The organism is Rhizobium bangladeshense (genome assembly GCF_001662075.1).
Taxonomy (GTDB): Bacteria; Pseudomonadota; Alphaproteobacteria; order Rhizobiales; family Rhizobiaceae; genus Rhizobium; species Rhizobium bangladeshense_B.
In genome coordinates this window covers 384,335-405,979 of the sequence record NZ_LYPL01000001.1, presented here as the reverse complement: position 1 = coordinate 405,979, position 21,645 = coordinate 384,335, and the positions used below count along the sequence as shown (strand labels likewise).

The 21,645-nt window shown below is 61.3% G+C and carries 23 protein-coding genes and 1 pseudogene; 10 read left to right on the top strand and 14 right to left on the bottom strand.

What is annotated here, in order from left to right:
- Positions 1 to 70 precede the first annotated feature (70 nt).
- On the bottom strand, positions 71 to 931 hold the full coding sequence (dapD, locus tag A7X77_RS01980; protein ID WP_064681336.1) for a 2,3,4,5-tetrahydropyridine-2,6-dicarboxylate N-succinyltransferase: 861 nt from the start codon (positions 929 to 931) through the stop codon (positions 71 to 73).
- A gap of 193 nt (positions 932 to 1,124) precedes the next feature.
- Here dapD and A7X77_RS01975 point away from each other — a divergent pair, with 193 nt between their 5' ends.
- Complete coding sequence (locus tag A7X77_RS01975) at positions 1,125 to 1,985, top strand: LOG family protein (protein WP_010031366.1); 861 nt, start codon at positions 1,125 to 1,127, stop codon at positions 1,983 to 1,985.
- Positions 1,986 to 2,036: 51 nt separating this feature from the next.
- On the opposite strand, the gene A7X77_RS01970 is transcribed toward A7X77_RS01975, so the two are convergent.
- Both A7X77_RS01970 and A7X77_RS01965 read right to left on the bottom strand, forming a co-directional pair.
- Positions 2,037 to 2,654: an EF-hand domain-containing protein gene (locus tag A7X77_RS01970; RefSeq protein ID WP_064681335.1), complete on the bottom strand. Its 618-nt coding sequence runs from the start codon at positions 2,652 to 2,654 to the stop codon at positions 2,037 to 2,039.
- 116 nt (positions 2,655 to 2,770) lie between these two features.
- Positions 2,771 to 3,487, bottom strand: coding sequence for a pyrimidine 5'-nucleotidase (locus A7X77_RS01965; protein ID WP_064681334.1), 717 nt, complete (start codon positions 3,485 to 3,487; stop codon positions 2,771 to 2,773).
- A gap of 9 nt (positions 3,488 to 3,496) precedes the next feature.
- Between A7X77_RS01965 and A7X77_RS33355 the strand changes: the two genes are divergently transcribed.
- The 4 genes from A7X77_RS33355 to A7X77_RS01950 are packed head-to-tail and all read left to right on the top strand — an operon-like array spanning position 3,497 to position 7,100.
- The gene (locus A7X77_RS33355) at positions 3,497 to 3,733 is read left to right on the top strand and encodes a hypothetical protein (RefSeq protein WP_197486773.1); all 237 of its coding nucleotides are present in this window, start codon (positions 3,497 to 3,499) and stop codon (positions 3,731 to 3,733) included.
- On the top strand, positions 3,675 to 5,204 hold the full coding sequence (gene bchE, locus A7X77_RS01960) for a magnesium-protoporphyrin IX monomethyl ester anaerobic oxidative cyclase (protein WP_064681333.1): 1,530 nt from the start codon (positions 3,675 to 3,677) through the stop codon (positions 5,202 to 5,204). The genes A7X77_RS33355 and bchE overlap by 59 nt, the downstream gene beginning before the upstream one ends.
- A 55-nt stretch (positions 5,205 to 5,259) precedes the next feature.
- The gene (locus A7X77_RS01955; RefSeq protein ID WP_064681332.1) at positions 5,260 to 6,333 is read left to right on the top strand and encodes a bifunctional transcriptional activator/DNA repair enzyme AdaA; all 1,074 of its coding nucleotides are present in this window, start codon (positions 5,260 to 5,262) and stop codon (positions 6,331 to 6,333) included.
- Positions 6,330 to 7,100 carry an isocitrate lyase/PEP mutase family protein gene (locus tag A7X77_RS01950; RefSeq protein WP_064681331.1) on the top strand — a complete coding sequence of 257 codons (771 nt, stop codon included), beginning with the start codon at positions 6,330 to 6,332 and terminating at the stop codon, positions 7,098 to 7,100. Before A7X77_RS01955 ends, A7X77_RS01950 begins: the two co-directional genes overlap by 4 nt.
- 59 nt (positions 7,101 to 7,159) lie before the next feature.
- Here A7X77_RS01950 and A7X77_RS01945 read toward each other — a convergent pair whose 3' ends face one another.
- A complete protein-coding gene (locus tag A7X77_RS01945; protein WP_038686558.1) occupies positions 7,160 to 8,308 on the bottom strand; it encodes an alpha-hydroxy acid oxidase in 1,149 nt (382 codons plus the stop codon).
- A gap of 376 nt (positions 8,309 to 8,684) precedes the next feature.
- Complete coding sequence (locus A7X77_RS01940) at positions 8,685 to 9,623, bottom strand: fatty acid desaturase (RefSeq protein WP_064681330.1); 939 nt, start codon at positions 9,621 to 9,623, stop codon at positions 8,685 to 8,687.
- Between the two features lie 164 nt (positions 9,624 to 9,787).
- Between A7X77_RS01940 and A7X77_RS01935 the strand changes: the two genes are divergently transcribed.
- Positions 9,788 to 10,153: a metalloregulator ArsR/SmtB family transcription factor gene (locus A7X77_RS01935; protein ID WP_064681329.1), complete on the top strand. Its 366-nt coding sequence runs from the start codon at positions 9,788 to 9,790 to the stop codon at positions 10,151 to 10,153.
- A gap of 56 nt (positions 10,154 to 10,209) precedes the next feature.
- Here the strand turns inward: A7X77_RS01935 and argB are convergent, their stop codons facing one another.
- Entirely contained in the window at positions 10,210 to 11,097 is an 888-nt protein-coding gene (gene argB / locus A7X77_RS01930; protein WP_064681328.1) for an acetylglutamate kinase, read from the bottom strand.
- A gap of 147 nt (positions 11,098 to 11,244) precedes the next feature.
- Between argB and A7X77_RS01925 the strand changes: the two genes are divergently transcribed.
- The 3 genes from A7X77_RS01925 (at position 11,245) to A7X77_RS01915 (ending at position 13,182) form a co-directional block, all read left to right on the top strand.
- The gene (locus A7X77_RS01925; RefSeq protein WP_064681327.1) at positions 11,245 to 11,784 is read left to right on the top strand and encodes a sigma-70 family RNA polymerase sigma factor; all 540 of its coding nucleotides are present in this window, start codon (positions 11,245 to 11,247) and stop codon (positions 11,782 to 11,784) included.
- A complete protein-coding gene (locus A7X77_RS01920) occupies positions 11,781 to 12,500 on the top strand; it encodes an anti-sigma factor (RefSeq protein WP_064681326.1) in 720 nt (239 codons plus the stop codon). Before A7X77_RS01925 ends, A7X77_RS01920 begins: the two co-directional genes overlap by 4 nt.
- A 127-nt stretch (positions 12,501 to 12,627) precedes the next feature.
- Entirely contained in the window at positions 12,628 to 13,182 is a 555-nt protein-coding gene (locus A7X77_RS01915; protein ID WP_064681325.1) for a fasciclin domain-containing protein, read from the top strand.
- 109 nt (positions 13,183 to 13,291) lie between these two features.
- Here A7X77_RS01915 and A7X77_RS01910 read toward each other — a convergent pair whose 3' ends face one another.
- From A7X77_RS01910 to rpmH, 8 genes and pseudogenes are all read right to left on the bottom strand, one after another.
- Positions 13,292 to 14,368, bottom strand: coding sequence for a sensor histidine kinase (locus A7X77_RS01910; RefSeq protein ID WP_064681324.1), 1,077 nt, complete (start codon positions 14,366 to 14,368; stop codon positions 13,292 to 13,294).
- Between the two features lie 221 nt (positions 14,369 to 14,589).
- Entirely contained in the window at positions 14,590 to 14,865 is a 276-nt protein-coding gene (locus tag A7X77_RS01905) for a hypothetical protein (protein WP_064681323.1), read from the bottom strand.
- Between the two features lie 212 nt (positions 14,866 to 15,077).
- Positions 15,078 to 15,301 (bottom strand): annotated as a pseudogene (locus tag A7X77_RS01900) (hypothetical protein).
- A 130-nt stretch (positions 15,302 to 15,431) separates the two neighbouring features.
- Entirely contained in the window at positions 15,432 to 15,641 is a 210-nt protein-coding gene (locus tag A7X77_RS01895) for a cold-shock protein (protein ID WP_064681322.1), read from the bottom strand.
- A 242-nt stretch (positions 15,642 to 15,883) separates the two neighbouring features.
- A complete protein-coding gene (yihA, locus tag A7X77_RS01890) occupies positions 15,884 to 16,537 on the bottom strand; it encodes a ribosome biogenesis GTP-binding protein YihA/YsxC (protein ID WP_064681321.1) in 654 nt (217 codons plus the stop codon).
- Positions 16,538 to 16,677: 140 nt separating this feature from the next.
- Positions 16,678 to 18,468, bottom strand: a complete 1,791-nt coding sequence (gene yidC / locus A7X77_RS01885) for a membrane protein insertase YidC (RefSeq protein ID WP_064681320.1) — start codon at positions 18,466 to 18,468, stop codon at positions 16,678 to 16,680.
- On the bottom strand, positions 18,468 to 18,869 hold the full coding sequence (gene rnpA / locus A7X77_RS01880) for a ribonuclease P protein component (protein WP_064681319.1): 402 nt from the start codon (positions 18,867 to 18,869) through the stop codon (positions 18,468 to 18,470). The genes yidC and rnpA overlap by 1 nt, the downstream gene beginning before the upstream one ends.
- 21 nt (positions 18,870 to 18,890) lie before the next feature.
- On the bottom strand, positions 18,891 to 19,025 hold the full coding sequence (gene rpmH / locus A7X77_RS01875) for a 50S ribosomal protein L34 (RefSeq protein WP_008524438.1): 135 nt from the start codon (positions 19,023 to 19,025) through the stop codon (positions 18,891 to 18,893).
- A gap of 421 nt (positions 19,026 to 19,446) precedes the next feature.
- Between rpmH and A7X77_RS01870 the strand changes: the two genes are divergently transcribed.
- Positions 19,447 to 21,444 carry a methyl-accepting chemotaxis protein gene (locus A7X77_RS01870; protein ID WP_064681318.1) on the top strand — a complete coding sequence of 666 codons (1,998 nt, stop codon included), beginning with the start codon at positions 19,447 to 19,449 and terminating at the stop codon, positions 21,442 to 21,444.
- Positions 21,445 to 21,645 lie beyond the last annotated feature (201 nt).

Sequence of the window (21,645 nt, the reverse complement as noted above, 5' to 3'; positions counted from 1 at the left end):
GACATGGCAAGGCGGAGCCGCCTCGCGTAAAAAGACGCCGTCTGTTTAACGGATCAAAGTGCCGGTGTCATCAATCTCTGAGCAGCTCGTTGATGCCGGTCTTGGAGCGGGTCTGTTCGTCGACGCGCTTGACGATGACGGCGCAGTAGAGATGCGGCGCCGGCAGGCCGTTTGCCATCGTCGCCTTGGCCGAGGCTATCGAACCGGCGACGACGACGGAATAGGGCGGCACTTCGCCGTACATCACTTCACCGGTGGCGCGGTCGACGATCTTGGTCGACTTGCCGATGTAAACGCCCATGCCGAGCACGGAGCCTTCACGGATGATGCAGCCCTCGACCACTTCGGAGCGGGCGCCGATGAAGCAATTATCCTCGATGATCGTCGGGCCGGCCTGCATCGGCTCCAGCACGCCGCCGATGCCGACGCCACCGGAGAGATGCACATGCTTGCCGATCTGTGCGCAGGAGCCGACCGTCGCCCAGGTATCGACCATCGTGCCCTCGCCGACATAGGCGCCGAGATTGACGAAGGAGGGCATCAGGATGGCGTTCGGCGCGATATAGGCCGAGCGGCGCACGACGCAGTTGGGAACGGCCCGGAAGCCCGCGGCGCGGAACTGGTTCTCGCCCCAGTTTTCGAATTTCGAGGGAACCTTGTCCCACCAGGTGGAATTGCCCGAGCCGCCCTTGACCACCTCCATGTCGTTGAGGCGGAAGGACAGGAGCACCGCCTTCTTCAGCCACTGATTGACCGTCCAGGTGCCGTCGGCGCCGCGGGTCGCCACGCGGACCTTGCCGGCATCCAATAGCTCGAGTGCTGCTTCGACCGCATCGCGCACCTCGCCCTTCGTCGACATGTTCACATTGTCACGATTGTCGAAGGCGGCTTCGATGGTCTTTTCGAGGGATGCGAGGTCGGTGGCGCTCATGGGAATTCCTTAAACTTCGATCTTTATCGTGGAGACGGCGCAGTCTCCGGAATTGCGGTTGGCGGGATTGTGTCCTGCTCTACAGCATGCGCCCGTAGAATGGAATTATTTTTCGGGCAGGATCAATCTGGTTTCAAGGCGTTATAGCGACATATCCGGCACTAAGGCCGGCAGTACTGAAAGGCATTTCGACATGGCGAAGGGACGAAACGGCGGTTCGAGGCGCAAGGATGGCGTATGGGACCCGCTGAAAAGCAGTTCGACCGACAGGCAGCGGGCGCAAGCCGTGCCGAAGACGCCGCAGACGATGTCGCCTGCCTATCGCCTTGCCTATGTCGACGAGGATTTCCTTTGCCGCGAGGAGTTGCGGCCGATCCGCCTGCAGCTGGAACTGTTGAAGACCGAGATGATGCTGACGGAACGCGGCATCCGCTCGACCGTCGTCATGTTCGGCGGCGCCCGCATTCCCGCCCCCGGCCAGAGCGCCTGGGCGGCGCGCAACGACATCCAGCGCGTCAATCTGGAGGCGGCGTCCGTCTATTATGACGAGGCCCGCAAATTTGCCCGGCTCTGCTCGAAATATTCGGCCAGCTTCGATTTCCAGGAATATGTCATTGTCACCGGCGGCGGCCCCGGCGTCATGGAGGCGGGCAATCGCGGCGCGGCCGACGAGGGCGCACCCTCGATCGGCCTCAACATCGTGCTGCCGCATGAGCAGGCGCCGAACGCCTATGTGACGCCGGAGCTCAGCTTCAACTTCCACTATTTCGCCATTCGCAAGATGCATTTCATGGTGCGCGCCAAGGCGATCGCGGTCTTCCCCGGTGGGTTCGGAACGCTCGACGAATTCTTCGAATGCCTGACGCTGATCCAGACCGGCCGCATGGAGCGGCTGCCGCTGATCCTGTTCGGCGAGGCCTTCTGGCGAAGCATCATCAATTTCGAGGCATTGGCCGAATTCGGCACGATCGCGCCTGATGACGTCAAGCTGATCAGCTTCGTCGACACGGCCGACGCCGCATGGAAGATCGTCCAGGATTTCTACGAGCACTAGGGTCTAAGCGCAGGCCCCGATCGCGAGAGCGGAGCAATGGTTCGTCCAGCCTTACAGGAGCGGCCGGTCCGGCATGTCGTCGATCGAGATGACGCCGTCCTTGTTGCGGTCCATTCGGGTGAACAGCTTGTCGAAGGCGGCGACCGCTTCCTGTTTGGAAACCTGGCCGTTCTCGTCGGTGTCGGCCCGGCGCATCATCATCGAGGCGCGCATGAAGGTGCCGCCATGGCGCATCCAGTGATGGCCGTCATGCCCGTCACGGGGCGGCCGCCCGGCCTCGTTATCCGGCATGTCGGGCGCCGCGTTCGCGTCCTTTTCGCCGCCGGCCTCCTGCTTGTGCTGATCCTTCATCGCCTGCAGCTGCGTCTGCCGGTACTGACGGATTTCCCCTGGAGTCAGCGAGCCGTCATGGTTCGTGTCGATCGCGGCGAAGATCTTGTCGAGGCCGCTGGTCGCTTCCTCCTTGGAGACCTTGCCATCCTTGTTCGCGTCGAACTCCTTGAGCATGCGGACATAGGTGACCTCAAGGAAGGCGTCGCGGCCCGGACCGCCCATACCGGCATGATGCGGACGCGGCCCGTTGCCGGGTGCGGCAAAGCTTGTCCCGGCGGCTGCGCCGAAAACGAGGACGGAGGAGAGCGCTGCCAGTATCAGCTTGTTGCGGTACATCGTGTTTCCCTTTCGTAACGTGTCCCTTGACGAAAGAGGCTATGGCAGCGGGCTAAAAAGACCCAGTTAAACATCGGTAAGCTGGATGAATCTTTCGTAAGGTGACCGGAAAAGCTCTAGCCGCCGGATCGGGTCACCTTGCCGAGGAATGCAACGAGGTCGTCGGTGACGAAATCGATGTGATCCTCCTCACCGCTGGTCTTTTCCCACCACTCGACGACCGTCTCTTCCAGATTGCGCGGCACCAGCAGCACGGTCTGCATGCCGAGCGCCTTCGGCACAGTCAGATTGCGCGGCAGATCCTCGAACATCGCCGCCTTGCCGGTGTCGACCCGTTTCAGCGCCGCAAACTTGTCATAGGTCGCCTGCGCCGGTTTCGGCACGTAATCGGCGGCGACGATGTCGAAGATGTCGTCGAAATGCTCGAGAATGCCGAGCGCTGCTGCCGTCATCTCGGCGTGCTTGACGCTGCCGTTGGTGAAGATGAATTTACGTCCCGGCAGCGCCTTGATCGCCTGCCCGAGTTCCGGCTGCGGCATTAGCGCCGAATAATCGATTGCATGCGCCTTTTCGAGAAAGTCGTTCGGATCGATGCCATGATGGATCATCAGACCCTGCAGCGTCGTGCCGTGCTCGAGATAATATTGCTTCTGCAGCTTGCGCGCCTCTTCCCGCTCCAACTGTAAGAGCGCGGCGACATAGGCGGTCATGTTCCTGTCGATCTGCGCGAAGAGATTGATATGATGCGGATAGAGCGTGTTGTCGAGGTCGAAAACCCAGTCGGTAACGTGGTCGAAATCGGCTTTGTCGGGGGTGCGGTCGATCTTTGTCATGGCGGTCTTATGGCATGGCTGCCTTGGGAAACCAAAGGCTTTTGCTCGACCATCCGCTTTCCCGCCGCCTTCTTAAAAATGTCGCTGGATTTTCACAACTTTAAAGAGATTCTGGCTGAATATCGCCATGGATCGCTGGTGACTATCTACCTGCGTCAGACAGGGGGACCCGCAAGGGTAAAGTCGCATGAAGATCGTTCTGATAAATCCGCCGCATACGGCGATCGGCAGCCGTATTCCCGATGATCACCTTCCACCACTCGGCCTTCTCTCGGTCGCAGGCCCGCTGATCGATGACGGTCATGATGTCAGCCTCATCGATGCGGAGTTCGGACCGATGACGATGGTGGACATCATCGATCGGATCACGGCGAGCAGCCCGGATCTGATGCTGATCGGCCATTCCGGCTCGACTTCCGCCCACCCCACGGCCCGCGCGATCGCCGAAGCGGTGAAGCGCCGCGATTCCGCGATCGGCATCGTCTATGGCGGCGTGTTTCCCACCTACCATTGGCGAGAGGTGCTGGCCGAGACCCAGGCATTCGACATTCTCGTGCGCGGCGAGGGCGAGGAAACGATGCGGCGTCTCGCCGATGCCCTGGCAGCCAACCGTCCGCTTGATGGCGTTGCCGGCATCGCCTATCGCGACGGTCACGGCAAAATCCAGGCAACCCAGCCGGCGCAGGCAATCGCCGATCTCGATGCCTATCGCATCGGCTGGGAGCTGATCGACCATGCCAGCTACAGCTATTGGGGTGGTAAGCGGGCGGTCGTCATGCAGTTCTCCCGCGGCTGTCCGCATCTTTGCAATTATTGCGGCCAGCGCGGCTTCTGGACCCGCTGGCGTCACCGCTCGCCGGAGCTGTTTGCCCGCGAGATCGCCAGGCTCTATCGCGAACAGGGCGTCGAACTCATCAATCTCGCGGACGAGAACCCGACCTCCTCGCGCAAGGCCTGGCTGGCCTTCCTCGAAGCGATGATCGCCGAGAACGTGCCGGTGCAGATCGTCGGCTCGACGCGCGCGGATGATATCGTCCGTGACGCCGATATCCTGCATCTCTATCGCAAGGCCGGCGTAGTGCGCTGGCTGCTCGGTATGGAAAACACCGATGAGGCAACCCTGGCGCTGATCAAGAAGGGCGGAGCCAAAACAACCGACAAGGAGGCAATCCGGCTCCTGCGCCAGCACGATATTCTCTCGATGGCGACCTGGGTCGTCGGTTTCGAAGAAGAAAAGCTGAGCGATCTCTGGCGCGGATTCCGGCAATTGCTCTCCTACGATCCCGACCAGATCCAGGCGCTCTACGTCACCCCGCATCGCTGGACACCCTTCTTCCGTATCGCCCGTGACCGACAAGTGATCGAGATCGATATCCGCAAATGGGATTACAAACATCAGGTCTTGAAGATGCGGTACCTCCACCCGTTCGTTCTGATCGCCTGCGTCAAGCTCATCGAGGTTGCGGTCCAGGCGCGGCCGAAGGCGCTGATGCGCATCCTCTTCCATCGCGACCGCGAGCAGCGCCATTCCATGCGCTGGTACACGCAGATGGGTCGCCGCGTCTGGTTTCATGAGGTTCTCGAATTTCTTTTCCGCCGCCGCCACCTGAAGAATGGCCCGACACTCGAGAATTTCTGGGGCGCGCCACAGGATGCCGAGGAGGAGTCGATGCTGCGCCCGCAGCGGCATATCAAAAGCCTCGACGCGGCGGAATGAAATAGACGCCCGATTTTCGGCGGACGCGGCAGGCGCGGGATGCTAGAAAGCGGACATGCTGTTCGAACGCCCCGACGATGATACGCTTTATGACGCCTTGATCGCGCGCAGCGCCGATTACGAGGGTCAGGCCTATGTCTGCGTGAAGACGACAGGTGTCTTCTGCCGTCTGACCTGCCCGGCGCGCAAGCCGAAGCGGGAAAACACCCTATTCTTCGAGACGATCGCCGCCTGCATGCATTCCGGCTTTCGTCCCTGCCGGCGCTGCAGGCCGCTGGAGCAGCCGGGCCGGGAGCCGATCGTCGACGCCTTGCTGGCCCGGATCGACGACGAGCCGGAGGTTCGCTGGAGCGAAGACGAGCTGGTTCGCCGCGGCTTTGATCCCTCGACCGTGCGCCGCGCCTTCAAGCGGGCGCTCGGCATGACCTTCCACGATATCGTCCGTTACATCCGGCTCGGCGAGGCGGCCAGACAGCTCGCCGCCGGGGCGCGCGTCATCGATGCGCAGATCGACGCCGGATACGGTTCTCCGAGCGGCTTTCGCTCGGCTTTCCAGCGCCTCGTCGGCAAGGCGCCGGCACTTTCGCAGAACCGCGAACTGCTCTTTGCCGATCGGTTCGACACGCCGCTCGGACCGATGATCGCGGTTGCCGACAAGACGCATCTGCATCTTCTCGAATTTCACGATCGCAAGGCGCTGCCGGCCGAGCTCGAAGCGCTGCAGAAACGCGTCCGCTCCTCGGTCGCGATCGGCCGCACCCCTGTCATCGATCAGGTCGAGGCGGAGATCCGGGATTATTTCGAGGGGCGGCTTAGCGTCTTCGGGACGCCGTTAGCGCTCGGCGGCACGCCCTTCGAAAAACATGTCTGGGCAAAGCTGATGGAGATTCCAATCGGTCAGACGCGCGCCTATGGCGATCTTGCCAAGGAGATACAAGGGCCGGAGTTGGTGCGGGCCGTCGGCCGCGCCAATGGCGCCAACCAGCTGGCCATCATCGTGCCCTGCCATCGTGTCCTCGGCTCGGACGGGTCGCTGACCGGCTACGGCGGCGGGCTCTGGCGCAAGCAATGGCTGCTGCGCCATGAAGAAAAGATCAACACAAAGGCAAAGATGGAGGAGACAGCATGAACCAGACTGAAAAGGCCCGAGCATTCGGTGCGCTTCACCAGAAGGGCAATCCGATCGTCCTTTACAATATCTGGGATGCCGGAACGGCGAAGGCGGTTGCCGATGCCGGCGCCAAGGCGCTTGCGACGGGAAGCTGGTCGGTCGCCGCCGCCCACGGCTTTGCCGACGGCGAGAAACTGCCGATGTCGGTGCTGATCGAGACGGCGAAATCCATCGCCAATGCTGTCGACCTGCCGCTTTCGGTCGATTTCGAAGGGGCGTACTCGGCGGAGCCTCAGGGGGCGGCCGCCAATGTCGCCACGCTGCTGGATGTCGGCGCCATCGGCATCAATTTCGAGGATCGGGTGGTCGCCGGCGAGGGGCTTTATCCCATCGAGAGCCAGGCGGCCCGCATCCGCGCCATTCGCGCCATGGCCGACGGCAAGGACATCCCCTTCTTCATCAACGCCCGCACCGACCTCTTCCTGGCCGAGAGCGATCTTGCAAAACATCCCGGTCTGGTGGACGAGGCGATCGAGCGGGGCAGGGCCTATGCGGCCGCCGGCGGCAACGGCTTCTTCGTGCCCGGCCTGATCGATCCGGATCTGATCGAAAAGATCTGCGCGACATCGTCGCTGCCGGTCAATGTCATGATGCGGGCGGGCGCCCCCGATGTGAAAACGCTGGCACGGCTCGGCGTCGGCCGCATCAGCTATGGGCCAGGGCCTTACCGGTCGATGATGGACAAGCTGAAACAGGAGGCGGCGGCGATTTACAGCCTGCTCTGAGATCTTTGCGGGCCGCATCCGCATGAAAGGCTGCGGCCCGAAACCGACATCCCGTTCGCTCAGGAACGGAAGCGCAGATTGCTCCGCGTCAGCTGGTCGACCGAGGTGCAGCCCATCAGCTTCATGCCGCGTTCGATCTCGGTGCGCATCGTCTCCAGCGCCCGTTCGACGCCGGGCCGTCCGGCCGCCGCAAGCGGGAAGAGATAGTAGCGGCCGAGCCCGACGGCCTTCGCCCCCAGCGACAAGGCTTTGAGAACATGCGTGCCGCGCTGCACGCCGCCATCCATCATCACGTCGATCCGGTCGCCGACGGCATCGACGATCTCGGCGAGCTGATCGAAGGCGCTGCGCGAGCCGTCGAGCTGGCGTCCGCCATGATTGGACAGCACGATGCCGGTGCAGCCGATTTCGACCGCGCGTTTGGCGTCTTCGACCGACATGATGCCCTTCAGGCAGAAATGCCCGCCCCAGGCGCGCACCATCTCCGCCACGTCGTCCCACGACATCGAGGGATCCAGCATTTCGGTGAAGTAGCGGCTGATCGACAGGGCGCCGCCATCCATCTTGACGTGGTTTTCGAGCTGCGGCAGCCGGAAGCGCTCATGCGTCAGCCAGTCGATCGCCCAGGAGGGCTTGATGGCGAACTGGGTCATGCCGGCAAGATTGAGCTTGAAGGGAATGGCAAAACCGGTGCGCTTGTCGCGCTCGCGGTTGCCGCCGGTAATGCTGTCGACCGTCAGCATCATTGCCTGCACGCCGGCATTTTTCGCCCGCGCCATCATCTCGTGGTTGAGACCACGGTCCTTGTGGAAATAGAACTGGTAGACCTGCGGCCCCGCGCTGATCTGACGGGCTTCCTCCAGGCTGATCGTGCCGAGCGAGGAGACGCCGAACATCGTGCCGTGTTTGGCCGCTGCCGCGGCGACCGCCCGCTCCCCCTGATGGTGAAACAGCCGCTGCAGCGCCGTCGGCGAGCAATAGACCGGCATCGCCAGCTTCTGCCCCATGACGGTCACCGACATATCGATGTCGGCCACCCCGCGCAAAACGTTGGGCACCAGATCGCAAGCCTCGAAGGCCGCGGTATTGCGCCGATAGGTCACCTCGTCATCGGCCGCACCGTCGATATAATCGAAGATCGGCCCGGGAAGCCGTCGTTTGGCCATGCGCCGGAAATCGTGAAAATTATAGCAGTCTGTAAGGCGCATCTGTTTTCTCGACCCAGTTATTTTTCGGGCTGCAACCTAAAGCACGATTCGAAACCTTGCCAAGGCTTGATCGTGCAATTTGCGACCTCTTGGATACGATATCGCTGCTTCGGTGGGTCTGCAGGCGGACGATGACCCGCGACGGCCTCCGACGTGTCTCATGCCGATGTTGTGCCGTCTCACCCCGGCGCGGCATTCTCCGACCTCCCTGATCCTGAGGTGCGTAGCGCGCAGAGGCGAAGCCTCCAAGGACACGCCGCAGCGATGCTCCTTGCATGCATCAACCGCCAGCGCACCCGCCCCGCCCTTCGAGGCCCCTCCGGAGCGCCTCAGGGTGAGGCTCTCTCGAACGCCGCGCTATATTTTGCGGTACCGCTCAATGCTGTGCGACAGGATGAGCCCCACCAGCGTCTCCGGAGATTTCAACACGTCTCAACCCATCCCTCGGAACGATCGTGTGCGGGAGCTTGATCGCCGAAGCAAGGCCGAGCCCTGCCAGCAGCCGGATGAAATGCCAGCCGAGGTCCAACTGTCCCGGCTCGATGCCGAGCCGGGCCGATTCCGGAAAGGCATGATGGTTGCCGTGGAAGCTCTCGCCGAAGGTCACCAGCCCGAAACGCGGCAAATTATATCCCTGCACTGCGACGTCATCGACGCTCCAGCCTTGATGGCCGTTGCGATGGGCGAAATGGCCGACCAGCCAGTGCCCGGTCAGCGACACCGAGATCCGCACAGCAATACCCCAGACCAGCCACGGCAGCCCCCCGAGAGTGAAGAGCAGAAGTCCCAAGGGAATTTGCTGCGCCATCCATGTCGCCTCCAGGAGGCGATAGAAGCGGTCGCCCCGCTCACGCTCTTCAAGGACGAAGCGCGGCGGCTGGTCGAGCGCCACGGCGCAATGCATCTGCCAGAAGGCGTCGACGAAGAACGATCGCCGATGGGCATAGAGGTCATGGCAGTCTCGTTGCCGCTGTGCCCAGTCGCGAATGTCGTGGGCATAGATCATGCCGAAGGGACCGGCCATGCCGACCAGCGTGCCGAGATAGACGAGTAAATGGTCGAGCCAGATCGGGGCGCTGAATGAACGGTGAATCAGCAGCCGGTGCATGCCGACCGAATGACCAAGGCAGATCGTGATGGCGGTCGATAGAACAAAGACGGTCATAGCGCTCCAGCTGAAGGTCAGCGGTCCGCCCACGATGGCAATCATGGTCATCATGGTGATCCAGATCGACTTTGCGGGCATCCAGACCACGCGGCCCTTCACGGGATCACTGCTGTTGTCGATCATGCGTCCGGTGGAAATGCTGCGCATGCAAAACTCCTCCCATCGGGCCTATTCTCCAGTTGAACAGCGCCCGCCAATCCATTAATTAAGCAATTACCTAATTACTTTGCGCCAAGGAGAATAATTAAGCAATACATTAATTGCTTAATTATGGCGAGGCGACGGTTTGGCGCGCGGCATGGAGACGGAACTTGGAAGACGAGACTTTCGACGACATTTCAGAAAGCAGCTCCGTCGGCGCCGCCCAGCGGGTGTTCCACGCACTTTCCAGCGCGCCGCGGCGGAAGATCCTCGCTTACCTCTCGGCATCGGGGCTGACCGCAGGCGAGATCGCCGACCGCTTCAGCATGTCGAAGCCAGCGGTTTCGCAGCATCTTTCCATCCTGGAAACTGCAGGACTGATCAGACGGGAGAAACAGGGCCAGTTCGTGCACTATTCCCTGATCGAGAACAATCTCGTCAATACGCTCAACGGCTTCGTGCAGGAGGTCTGCCCGGTCGGCCGGCCGATCAAGAAGGAAAGCCAGGCGCGTGCGCGCCGGAAAGAACTGCCCTGACTACGAATTTCCCGGCCGAGGAAACCGGGAAATCGCGGTGAAGAGCGCAGCCTCGATCAGGGAACGATCAGCGTTCCAATGCCGTGCTCGGTGAAGATCTCGAGCAGGACGGAATGGGCGGTCTTGCCGTTCAGGATGACGACGCCCTGGACGCCGGCCTTGATCGCGTCGATGCAGGTCTCGACCTTCGGGATCATGCCGCCGGAAATCGTGCCGTCGGCGATCAGCGCATGCGCTTCGGCGACGGAAAGCTCCTTGATCATCTGGCCATTCTTGTCGAGAACGCCGGGCACGTCGGTCAGGAACAGCAGGCGGGTGGCGTTCAGCGCCCCGGCAATGGCGCCGGCGAACGTGTCGGCGTTGATATTATAGGTCGCGCCGTCGCGGCCGGGGGCGACCGGGGCGATGACCGGGATCATTTCCGAGCGGGCAAGCAGATCGAGCAGGGTGCGGTCGACCTCGACCACCTCGCCGACGAAACCGAGATCGAGCACGCGCTCGATGTTGGAATCCGGATCCTTGATGGTCTTGCGCGCCTTTTCGGCGAAGACCATGTTGCCGTCCTTGCCGCAAAGGCCGATCGCCCATTCGCCGGTCTGGTTGATGAGCGCGACGATTTCCTTGTTGATCGAGCCGGCGAGCACCATCTCGACGATCTCGACCGTCTTCTGGTCGGTGACGCGCAGCCCGCCTTCGAACTTCGATTCAATGCCCATCTTGTTCAGCATGGCGCCGATCTGCGGACCGCCGCCGTGAACGACGATCGGGTTGACGCCCGACTGCTTCAGAAGCGCGATATCACTGGCAAAGGCCTTGCCGAGTTCGGGATTGCCCATGGCGTGACCGCCATATTTCACGACGATCGTCTTGTTTTCATAACGCTGCATGAAGGGCAGCGCCTGGGCGAGAAGACGTGCCTGGATTTCGCTTTCGGACTCGTTCATGGGGGTCCCCCGCAGGAATTGATCGCGGCCTTTTATCGTAACTTTCCGACAGAGGGAATAATCCAGAACGCAATAGTTTTTCGTATGTGGCACCAAGGTCGAGAGTTCGGCCCGGCCGTACGGCCCAAGCACGATATGAGGAACGGCATGCAAGGCGATGAGATCAAGGACCTGATCGGCCGCGTCGCGCTCGGCGACCGCACGGCATTCGCTGCCCTCTACAACCAGACCGCACCGAAACTTTTGGCAATCTGCCTGCGTATCTTGAAGGACCGCGGGGAAGCCGAGGAAGCGCTGCAGGACGTCTATATCAGCATCTGGCAACGCGCCCGCAGCTTCCAGGCGACCTCGGGCTCATCCTCGGCGTGGCTTTCGGCAATTGCCCGCAACCGGTCGATCGATCTGCTGCGCGCGCGCAAGCCCATCACCGACGAACTCGATAGCGCTTACGATCTTGCCGATTCCGCCCCCGACCCGGAAAGGCAGACAGTGACGAAGGATGAAGGAAGGCGGATTGACACCTGCATGGAAGAGTTGGAAGCTGATCGTGCGGTCGCGGTGAAACGGGCTTATGTCGAAGGGCTGAGCTATCAGGAACTGTCCGATCAGTTCGGAGTTCCGCTGAACACGATGCGGACCTGGCTCAGGCGAAGCCTCTTGAAACTGAGAGAGTGCATGGAACGATGACATCGCCCGACAAAAGCAAGGGAGACCGCTCCCGAGACGAAGTTCTCGCCGGCGAGTACGTGTTAGGCGTCCTGTCGCTGCAGGATCGCCGGGTGGTGGAAGAGCGCATGCGCCACGATCGCCCATTTGCGGCGATCGTCAGCCGTTGGGAAGCCAATCTCTCCGCCTTCAACGACGAATATGACGGCGTTGCGCCGAACCGCGAAACCTTCAAGCAGATCGAGTCTCGGCTGTTCGGCGATTCTGGCAAGCCCGCATCCTTCTCGCAAGGACTGTGGAATTCTGCGGTTTTTTGGCGCTCGCTTGCCTTCGCCTGCATCGTCGTCGCCGTCAGCGCCGTCATCTTCGCCTCCGGCGTTGTGCCGCAGCCCGAGGGGCCGGCACCACTGGTGGCCGAGCTTTCGGGTGAAAACAACGCGGTCAATCTCCGCGCCTCCTACGAGATCCAGAGCGGTCGGCTGAAGATCGTGCCGGTTGCTGCCGGCAAGCCGGAGGAGAAATCGCTGGAGCTTTGGCTCGTGCCGGGCAGCGGCCTACCGAGGTCGCTCGGCGTCTTCCAGCCCGGTGAAAGCGGTGAGCTCGTCATTCCCGCCGAACTGCGCAACCATGTCACGGATGGCGCAACGCTTGCCGTCAGCCTCGAACCCTTCGGCGGCTCGCCGACCGGACAGGCAACCGGCCCGATCGTTGCAAGCGGCACGGTGCACCGGCCATAAACAGGCGCCGGCCGCAAAATCATTTTCTCCTGTCTGAAACTCTTCGGCGCGGACCTCCGTAGTTCGACATATCCGGACGACGCTCGGGCATAAAGCCCCGCGGATGGTGTCCGGTGAGGAGAAAATCATGATCAAGTCCCTAGTGCGCGGTTTCGCGATCGCCGCCGTCCTTTCCGCTGCCGCCTTTGCCGCCGCCAAGAACCCGATCGTTGGCGGCGCGGCGATGTTCGACAGCAAGAACATCATCGAAAACGCCATGAATTCCGAGGATCACACGACGCTGGTTGCTGCCGTCAAGGCCGCCGGCCTCGTCGGCACACTCGAGGGCAAAGGCCCCTTCACCGTCTTTGCGCCGACCAATGAAGCTTTCGCGGCGCTGCCGAAAGGTACGGTCGAGACGCTGTTGAAGCCGGAGAACAGGGGGACGCTGACCAAGGTCCTGACCTGCCATGTCGTGGCTGCCGAAGCGATGGCCAAGACCGTCGCAAAGATGATCAAGGCGGATGGCGGCGAACACGACATCAAAACAGTCGGCGGCTGCGTGATCAAAGCCCGGGAAGATATGGGCAAGATCACCCTGACCGACGAAAACGGCGATGTCGCGCATGTGACGATCGCCGACGTTAAACAGTCGAACGGCGTCATCCACGTCGTTGACAAGGTGTTGCTGCCGAAGATGTAACTGTGTGTATCGGCAGAGGGCGCGCTCTTCGGGCGCGCCCCAAACCAACTGCGAACGGTGCCCGGCGTCTAGCGTTTCCGTGAATGGGGCGCCGGCGCCACTGACACGGTTATTGGGCCGCTTCGATCCTTGGGAAAACGAGCGAGACACTCATGCCGGTGCCGGGGGAAGAGCTGACTTCGACCTCGGCGTGCGCGTTCTGCTTCAGGGACTGGATGATCATGGCGCTCAGTTTTCCGGGGTTCGGCCAGGCTGCATCCTGAGGAAGACCGACCCCATTATCGGCGACGGTGATCCTGCATCCGGTGTCACTGACGACACAGCGCAGCGTGATCTCTCCGCCATCCCGCCCTACGAAGGCATGCTTGAATGTATTGGTCAGCAACTCGTTGATAACGAGACCGGCAGGCATCGCCACGTTCACAGAAACCGGCCAGGTGTCCACCTTCATGTCGAGCCGGATGCCTTCCACAGCGTGGGCGGCCATGACCGAGGCGGCGATCTGGCTCACATAGCTGCCGAGATCGATCGTCGCGCCCTTCTCTTCGTCCGACAGTGCACGGTAGAGCAGGGCCAAGGCTTCGATCCGACCCGCAAGACGTGCAAACCGCTCGCTCTCCTCGTTCTTTTGAGCATTACGCGCTTCCATTCGGATCAGCGCCGTTATCATCTGCAGATTGTTCTTCACACGATGCTGAAGTTCTCGAAGAAGGACATCCTTCTCGGCCAGCAGCTCGCCGAAGCTCTGGTCCCCCGTCACCTCATTGCGGGCAGCAAAGGCGACCAGACGAAAAAGCGGGATGTCATCATCGTTGACGATCGTGTTCGACCACACGTCGATAATCATATTGCTTTCGGCTTCTGCCACCAGCGAGAAGGCGCCAATATATTCCTCCGCCGTGGTCACAGCGGCTGTAAGCGTTGCCTCGCCGGAGACTGCAGTGCAATTCACCTCGATGTCCGACCAGCGCTTTCCCTCCACCTGTGTGGCGGTCAGCCCTGTCAGCCGTTCGAATTCGAGGTTGACGTAAACTAGCTTCTCAACGGTGGCGAGCTCGGAGACCGCCACTGCAAACGGAACATGATCGAGAAAGTGTCGAAACCGGTCGTCGTCGAGGGCTTCGGCAAGATGGGGCAGGTTGCCGACGCCGTCTGGCGAAAGGGCTTCGTCTTTGCTGTCAGTCATGGATGATTTCTCGCGGACGCCGCTGCTCTTCCAACAGCATGAGATCAAGCGTTGCTGCAAAAACTGCGATGGCGCAAGCACAATCGATGCCGCAGGTCCAATCGACCGGTTTCCAAATGCGGCTGTCGGGGATCTCGAAACTGTCGTGAACGCGACGTCGACATGACTGTTGGCAGGTCCTCTGTTGGCCGCAAGGTCATGCGTCAGCGTCAGTCGCGGGCTTACGCCCGGTCATAGGTGAATGAGGTCAGCAGCGTGGTGACAAAATTGCTGGCCCTTTCTTTGACCAGTAGTTCGGTCCATTCATCCGTCCCGCGCAGCCGCAAATCCGTGTAAATACTGTTCACGGCTGCCTCTTCTATGCGCTTGATATGGGACTTGAACGACGCCTCGCCGCCGCCATGATACATATCTCGGATAACCATGCGCAAAATCTCCTGGATGGCTATCTGCCATGCCGTATTGATCGACTGAAGTTCCTTCGTATCCTCTGCCATTGCGGCGTCCTTTGGTACGAGTGAACTGTCAGCATGGCTCTGCCCGTGCCTGTCGACGCCCCCGTTGAACCCGCGAATGCTTCCTTTTGAAAGTGGCGTCGGGAGAGGGCGAAGCGGCGCGGTTCGTGCACGAGAAGATATTAGACGCAGCAACGGCATGCCACGTCTCCGGGCCACCTGCATCGGGCTCGATCGCGAACTTTTGCCCGTGATCAGCAGGCTTTGGCGCGTTTCGCAAGAAGAGCAGACATCGCCGAGGCGCGATCGTCGCGTTGCTTCGCAAGCCGTGCTTCCCGCAACCGCAGCGTCTTTGCCTGTTGCGACTGGGCGTCGGATTCCAGCTCTACCATCGCTTTATTCTTCGCGAAAACTGGGACTGGATGTTGCCGAAGGCGATCTCTGCCCGCTGGCGGGATTTGCTGTATGTTTCTGTCATTTCTTTTCCGATATTGAAGGCGCGACTGCGAGCGAAAACAATAAAGGCCAGGCAGAGTGCCCGGCCTTGAATGAATCGGTGCTTCCGGCAGTGCCAGTACATCCGTGGTCAACGGGAAGCAGATACCGATTTAAACATTCTGGAGATTGCAAGCGGACATCTTGCCCGACTTGTGGTCTCGCTCGAGATCGAAACCGATCTTCTGGCCCTCGACGAGTTCGCGCATTCCGGCGCGCTCGACGGCGGAGATATGAACGAAGGCGTCAACGCCGCCGTTGTCCGGCTGAATGAAGCCGAAGCCCTTGGTGGAGTTGAACCATTTAACTGTGCCAGTGGTCATGATGAACCCTTTCATGCAATATTGAGAAACCGCAAGGCGTTAAGGCGATGCGGATGGTGATAACGATTTTTGAAAGGAAGTTCGTTCAGGCCGCGGTGCTAATCGCGCGATAACCAAGCCAGCAAGCAAAATTCGGTAAGCGCTAAATAGGTCACCCAATCCGGATCGTCAACCTTTAGTTTTCCGGTTGACCACGAAATAAACTTTTAGCTGTTTTGGTGAGTCCAGCAGAGGTCAGGCCATTATTTCCAGTTTGCGATTCCGACCGTTTCGGCGATCGCCTGGCGTAGATCGTCGAGCCCGTCGCCCTTCTCGGACGAGGTGGACAGCACGAAGGGATAGGCGGCCGGCCGCTTGCGGATCTTTTCGGCTGTTTCGGAGAGCAGCTTCGGCACGGCCGGCGCCTTGATCTTGTCGGTCTTGGTCAGCACCAGCTGATAGGAGACGGCGGCCTTGTCGAGCAGGGTGAGCACGTCCTCGTCATTCTTCTTGATGCCGTGGCGGCTGTCGATCAGCACGTAGACGCGCTTCAGCGTCGCGCGGCCGCGCAGGTAATCGAACACAAGTTTGGTCCACTTGTCGACCTGCTCCTTCGGCGCCTGCGCGTAGCCATAACCCGGCATGTCGACGATCGCCATCGGCGGCAGGTCGCCGCCTTCGCCGGAATAGCCGTCCGGGACGAAATAGTTGAGCTCCTGCGTGCGCCCCGGCGTGTTCGAGGTGCGCGCCAGGCCCTTCTGGCCGACCAGCGCATTGATCAGCGACGATTTGCCGACATTCGAACGGCCGGCAAAGGCCACTTCCGACGGCCCCTCCGGCGGCAAGAAGGTGAGCGACGGGACACCGCGGATGAAGATCCAGGGGTGGCCGAAGAGCGGCTTTTCGGTTTCGGGCATGCGGGCTCGGCAATCCTAGGGTTCGGTCTTCTGTCGGCTTCGTGGTTTTACGGACGGATGTCAAGCTTTCAGGCGGCCCGCGTCGCCTTTCGCGGGCCGGTCGGAAATGAAAAGCCCCGCCGGAGCGGGGCTTGAGAGCATCATTTCGATGGCGCCGGTTTTCGTCGGAACAGGCCCTTGAGATTGTCGAAGAGTTCGATCCTGACGCCATGGCGCCTCATGATCACCGACTGCTGCAGCACCGAGAGCGTGTTGTTCCAGGCCCAGTAGATGACGAGGCCGGCCGGGAAGCTCGCCAGCATGAAGGTGAATACCAGCGGCATCCAGTTGAAGATCATCGCCTGTGTCGGATCGGGCGGCGTCGGGTTCATGCGCATCTGCACGAACATGGTGATGCCCATGATCAGCGGCCAGACGCCGAGATGCAGCAGTGCCGGCGCTTCGAAGGGCAGCAGGCCGAACAGATTGAAGATCGTCGTCGGATCCGGCGCCGAAAGGTCCTGGATCCAGCCGAAGAACGGTGCATGCCGCATCTCGATGGTGATGTAGATCACCTTGTAAAGCGAGAAGAAGATCGGGATCTGCAGCGCCACCGGCCAGCAGCCGGCGATCGGATTGATCTTCTCTTCCTTGTAGAGCTGCATCATCGCCTGCTGCAGCCCCATGCGGTCGTCGCCGAATTTCGTCTTCAGCTCTTCCATCTTCGGCTGGACGCGCTTCATGTTCGCCATCGACGCATATTGCTTGCTGGCGAGCGGGAAGAACACCAGCTTGACGACGATGGTCGTGCACAGGATCGCCACGCCGAAATTGCCGAAGAAGCGGAAGAAGAAGTCCATCAGCTTGAACATCGGCTTGGTGATGAAATAGAACCAGCCCCAGTCGATCAGGCGATCGAACTTCGGGATCGAATAGGACGCTTCGTAGCCGTCGATGACGGGCACTTCCTTGGCGCCAGCGAAGACGAGGTTCTTGACCTCGACCGATTGGCCCGGCGCGACGGTGAAGGCATCGTCCTTGTAGTCGGCCTGATAGCGCGGCTGGCCGTCGGCGAAATGCGAGAAGCGCGCTTCATAGGCCGACGCCTGCGGCGGAACGATCGTCGCCGCCCAGTATTTATCGGTGATGCCGAGCCAGCCGCCGGTGGACTTGGCCGGCTGCACGGCTTCCTCCTCGACGGCGCTGTATTTGGTTTCGATAAGGCCGTCATCGCCGATGACGCCGATGAAGCCTTCATGGAGAACGTAGACCGACGGCGTCGTCGGCTTGTTGTAGCGCGTGACCCGGCCGTAGGAGGAAAGCGAGGCGGGCGCCTGGCCGGCATTCTCGATCTTGTCGGTGACGCTGAACATATAGCGGTCGTCGACGGAGATGGTGCGGGTAAAGGTCAGGCCCTTATCATTGGTGTAGGAGAGTGTCACCGGCGTCTTTTCGGTGAGCTTGGCGCCCTCAGGTGCCGTCCAGAGGGTCGTCGGACCCGGAACTGCGCCCGTCGCGTCGCTGCCGATATAGCCGAGTTCGGTGAAATAGCCGTCCTTGGTTTCCGCCGGGCTGAACAACGTGATGATCGGGCTCGAGTCGTCGACGGTCTCGTGATAGCCCTTGAGCTTCAGATCGTCGAGGCGGGCGCCGGCAAGGTTGATCGAGCCGGAAAGCGCAGGAGTATCGATGGCAACGCGCGGCGTTTTAGCCAGCGCCTGCTCGAGCGTCGCCGTCGCGGCCGCCTGGCCGGAAGGTGCCGAACCGCTTGTCTGGGCCGGAGCCTGGCCGCCTGCGGGCTGCTGCACCTGCTCGGTCTGCTGCTGCGCTTTCTGGGCTTCCTGTGCCTTGCGCTGGGCCTCGATGCGCGGATTCATATAGAGAAACTGCCAGCCGAGGACGATCAGCACCGAGAGGGCGATCGCAATGAAGTAATTGCGGTTGTTTTCCATCATACGTTCCTGGGGCGCCCGTCTCCGGAGCGCCGGTGTTTCGGCCTGGTTTCCACGCGAAGCCTCAGCTCCGCGGCCAATTCCTGGAAGGACGCCTTAAGCACGTCCCTGCGCGCGACAACCACATAGTCGTGTCCGGGCTGCATTGCAAACCCCGCATGAAGCCGCACTGCCTCTTTCAGGCGGCGGCGCATGCGGTTCCGTTCGACCGCGTTGCCATGTTTTTTGGTGACTGTAAAACCGACGCGGGCTTGGCTGTCGGGTTCCCTCCGGTCGAGAACTTCGAGGAGGAAGAGGCCGCCGCGGCGTTTTTCGCCTTCGCGGACAGCAAGAAACTGCGGGCGGCTTTTCAGCCGCCCGACAGTGTATTTCTGTTCTTTGGTCGTCAATTCGCCCGCCATCTCTTCTCGGGCAACCCGGCCTTAAGCCGAAAGACGCTTGCGGCCCTGCGCGCGGCGGGCAGCGATGACCTTGCGGCCACCCTTCGTGGACATGCGCGCACGGAAGCCGTGGCGACGCTTGCGAACAAGCTTGGATGGTTGGTAGGTACGCTTCATTTATTTAAACACCGCGGAGTGCGGCCCTTCTTGAATTTGCATGATGCAAGGAGCGTTGTTTTTCGAACGGGCGGGCCATGAAAGGCTTTAATGACCGGACGTGCGGCGGCTTATACGGATGAAGCCCGCCAAAGTCAATTATACCGGATAATTTCACTTGCGCAGCCGGCGCCGACTGCGCTTTTCGCATTGTGGTGTTAATAAATACGCGCCGCTCCGAGAAGTTGTACTTCGCTCCCAGATCAGCTCGATTCCCTGAGTTTTCAATAGTTTGAAGCCGCATGGGATGGCTGGATCGGCAATATTTCCGGCGCATAATCGTAAATACTGGAAATCTAACTTTAATCAATTTGGCCGATATTCAGCGCATCGGCTGGGGGAGTTGCTTTCCAGGCTGTGATGTAGCTAGGAGGCATTGCATTTGAAGATCCGCGGGAAAATTAATCTGCTGGTGTGCGTGATGGGCGCGGTGGCGCTTCTGATCGGCGCAACGGCACTGTCCGCCATGCATGAATACAGCCGCAATCTCACGGCGTACGAGCACGCCGCCGCCCGCGCCTATGCCGGCGAACGCCTCAACCGTTTCGTCACGGCCGTCGTCATGGAATCGCGCGGTATTTACGCGGCCAAGTCGATCAAGGATACGCCGAACTTCGCCAAGGGCCTGATGGCCGGCCTCGACGAAATCGACAAGGTCATCGCCGGCTGGGCGCCGCTCGTACCCGAGGCCGAAAAGGAGAGTTTCGCCAAGCTGGTCGCGCGCGCCGCCGAATTCCGCACCTTCCGCACGGAAACGGCCCGCCTCGGCACCGAGGTCGGCCCCGAGGCCGCCAGCGCCCAGGGCAACAACGAGGCGAATCGCGCCAACCGCAAGGCATTCCAGGCCGAGATCGACGCAGTGGTCGCCACCGACAAGGCAGCGCTTCAGGCCGTCACTGACGAGATCGAGAGCTTCCGTTCCTGGGTCTTGATGCTCGTCCTCGGCATCACCGGCATCGGCATCGCGGTCGGCATCGGCATGGGCTTTTATATCGGCACCAGCCATCTCAGCCGTCCGATCAAGCGCGTCACCCAGGCGATCAAGGAGGTCGCCGACGGCAATTTCGAGGCCGAGGTTCCCTTTGCCGGCCGCAAGGACGAAATCGGAGAGATGGCCGCCGCGGTCGCGGTCTTCAAGGAGAACGGCCTTGCCGTCAAGCGCCTGAACGCCCAGGAAGCCGCGATGCGCGCCAAGAGCGACGATCTGCAGTCCAGCATGTCGGTCGTCGTCGCCGCGGCTGCGGCAGGCGATTTCAGCCACCGCATCGACAAGGATTATCAGGACGAGAACCTCAACCAGTTCGCCGGCAACATCAACACGCTGCTGTCGAGCGTCGATGCCGGCATCGGCGAGACCCGCCGCGTCATCGCAAGCCTTGCCGAAGGCGATCTCACCCAGACGATGAACGGCAGCTTCCAGGGCGCCTTCGCCGAGTTGCAGCAGAATGTCAACAACAGCTTCGTCACCCTGCAGGCGACGATGCGCGAAGTGCGCGAGACGACGGAAGCGATGAACGGCAACACCGCCGAGCTGCGCAATGCCAGCGATGACCTGTCGAAGCGCACCGAACAGCAGGCGGCCGCCCTCGAACAGACCTCCGCGGCGCTCGACGAAATCACCGCGGTCGTGCAGAATTCCACCGAGCGGGCGCATGAAGCGACCGTCATGGTGTCCGAAGCCAAGGAAAATGCCGGCCGCTCCGGCGTCGTCGTGCGCAATGCCGTCGAGGCCATGGGCCGCATCGAGCAGGCCTCGCGCGAGATCAGCCAGATCATCAACGTCATCGACGAGATCGCCTTCCAGACCAATCTTCTGGCGCTGAATGCCGGTGTCGAAGCGGCGCGCGCCGGTGAGGCCGGCAAGGGTTTTGCCGTGGTCGCCCAGGAAGTGCGGGAACTTGCCCAGCGCTCGGCAACGGCCGCCAAGGACATCAAGGCGCTGATCACCAAGTCGGGCGACGAGGTGCAGGTCGGCGTCAAGCTCGTCCAGGCGACCGGCGAGGCGCTTTCTGAAATCGGCACTCGCGTCATCGCCATCAACGATCACATCCATTCGATCGCCACCGCCGCTGTCGAGCAGTCGACCGGCCTCAAGGAGGTCAACACCGCCGTCAACCAGATGGATCAGGTGACGCAGCAGAATGCCGCGATGGTGGAGGAAACGTCCGCCGCCACCCACAGGCTTTCGGCCGAAGCCAACGGGCTGGTGCACCTCATCGCCCGCTTCAAGCTGTCGGATGGGGCAGCACCCGTGGCGCTCGTCCGCAACGAGCCGCACCGGCAGCCAGTCGCCTCGCCCGCCCGCCGGGCGATCGCCAAGGTCGCCCGCGCCTTCGGCGGCGGCGCCGCCCCTGCCGAACAGAGCTGGGAAGAATTCTAATCTCTATCAGATCACGCATCTTCGAGCGCCGCCTTCGGGCGGCGCTAGTTTTTTCTGCCCGGTCCGTGCCAGCAAAGACCCCGCCCCGAACCCCTCCCCACAAGGGGGAGGGGCTTAACTCGTCCGCACCGGCGCTTCCCACTTCGTCGTTTCATCCGCGGAAAGGCTGATATTTGCTGCGCGGGCGGCGCCGCAAGTTAG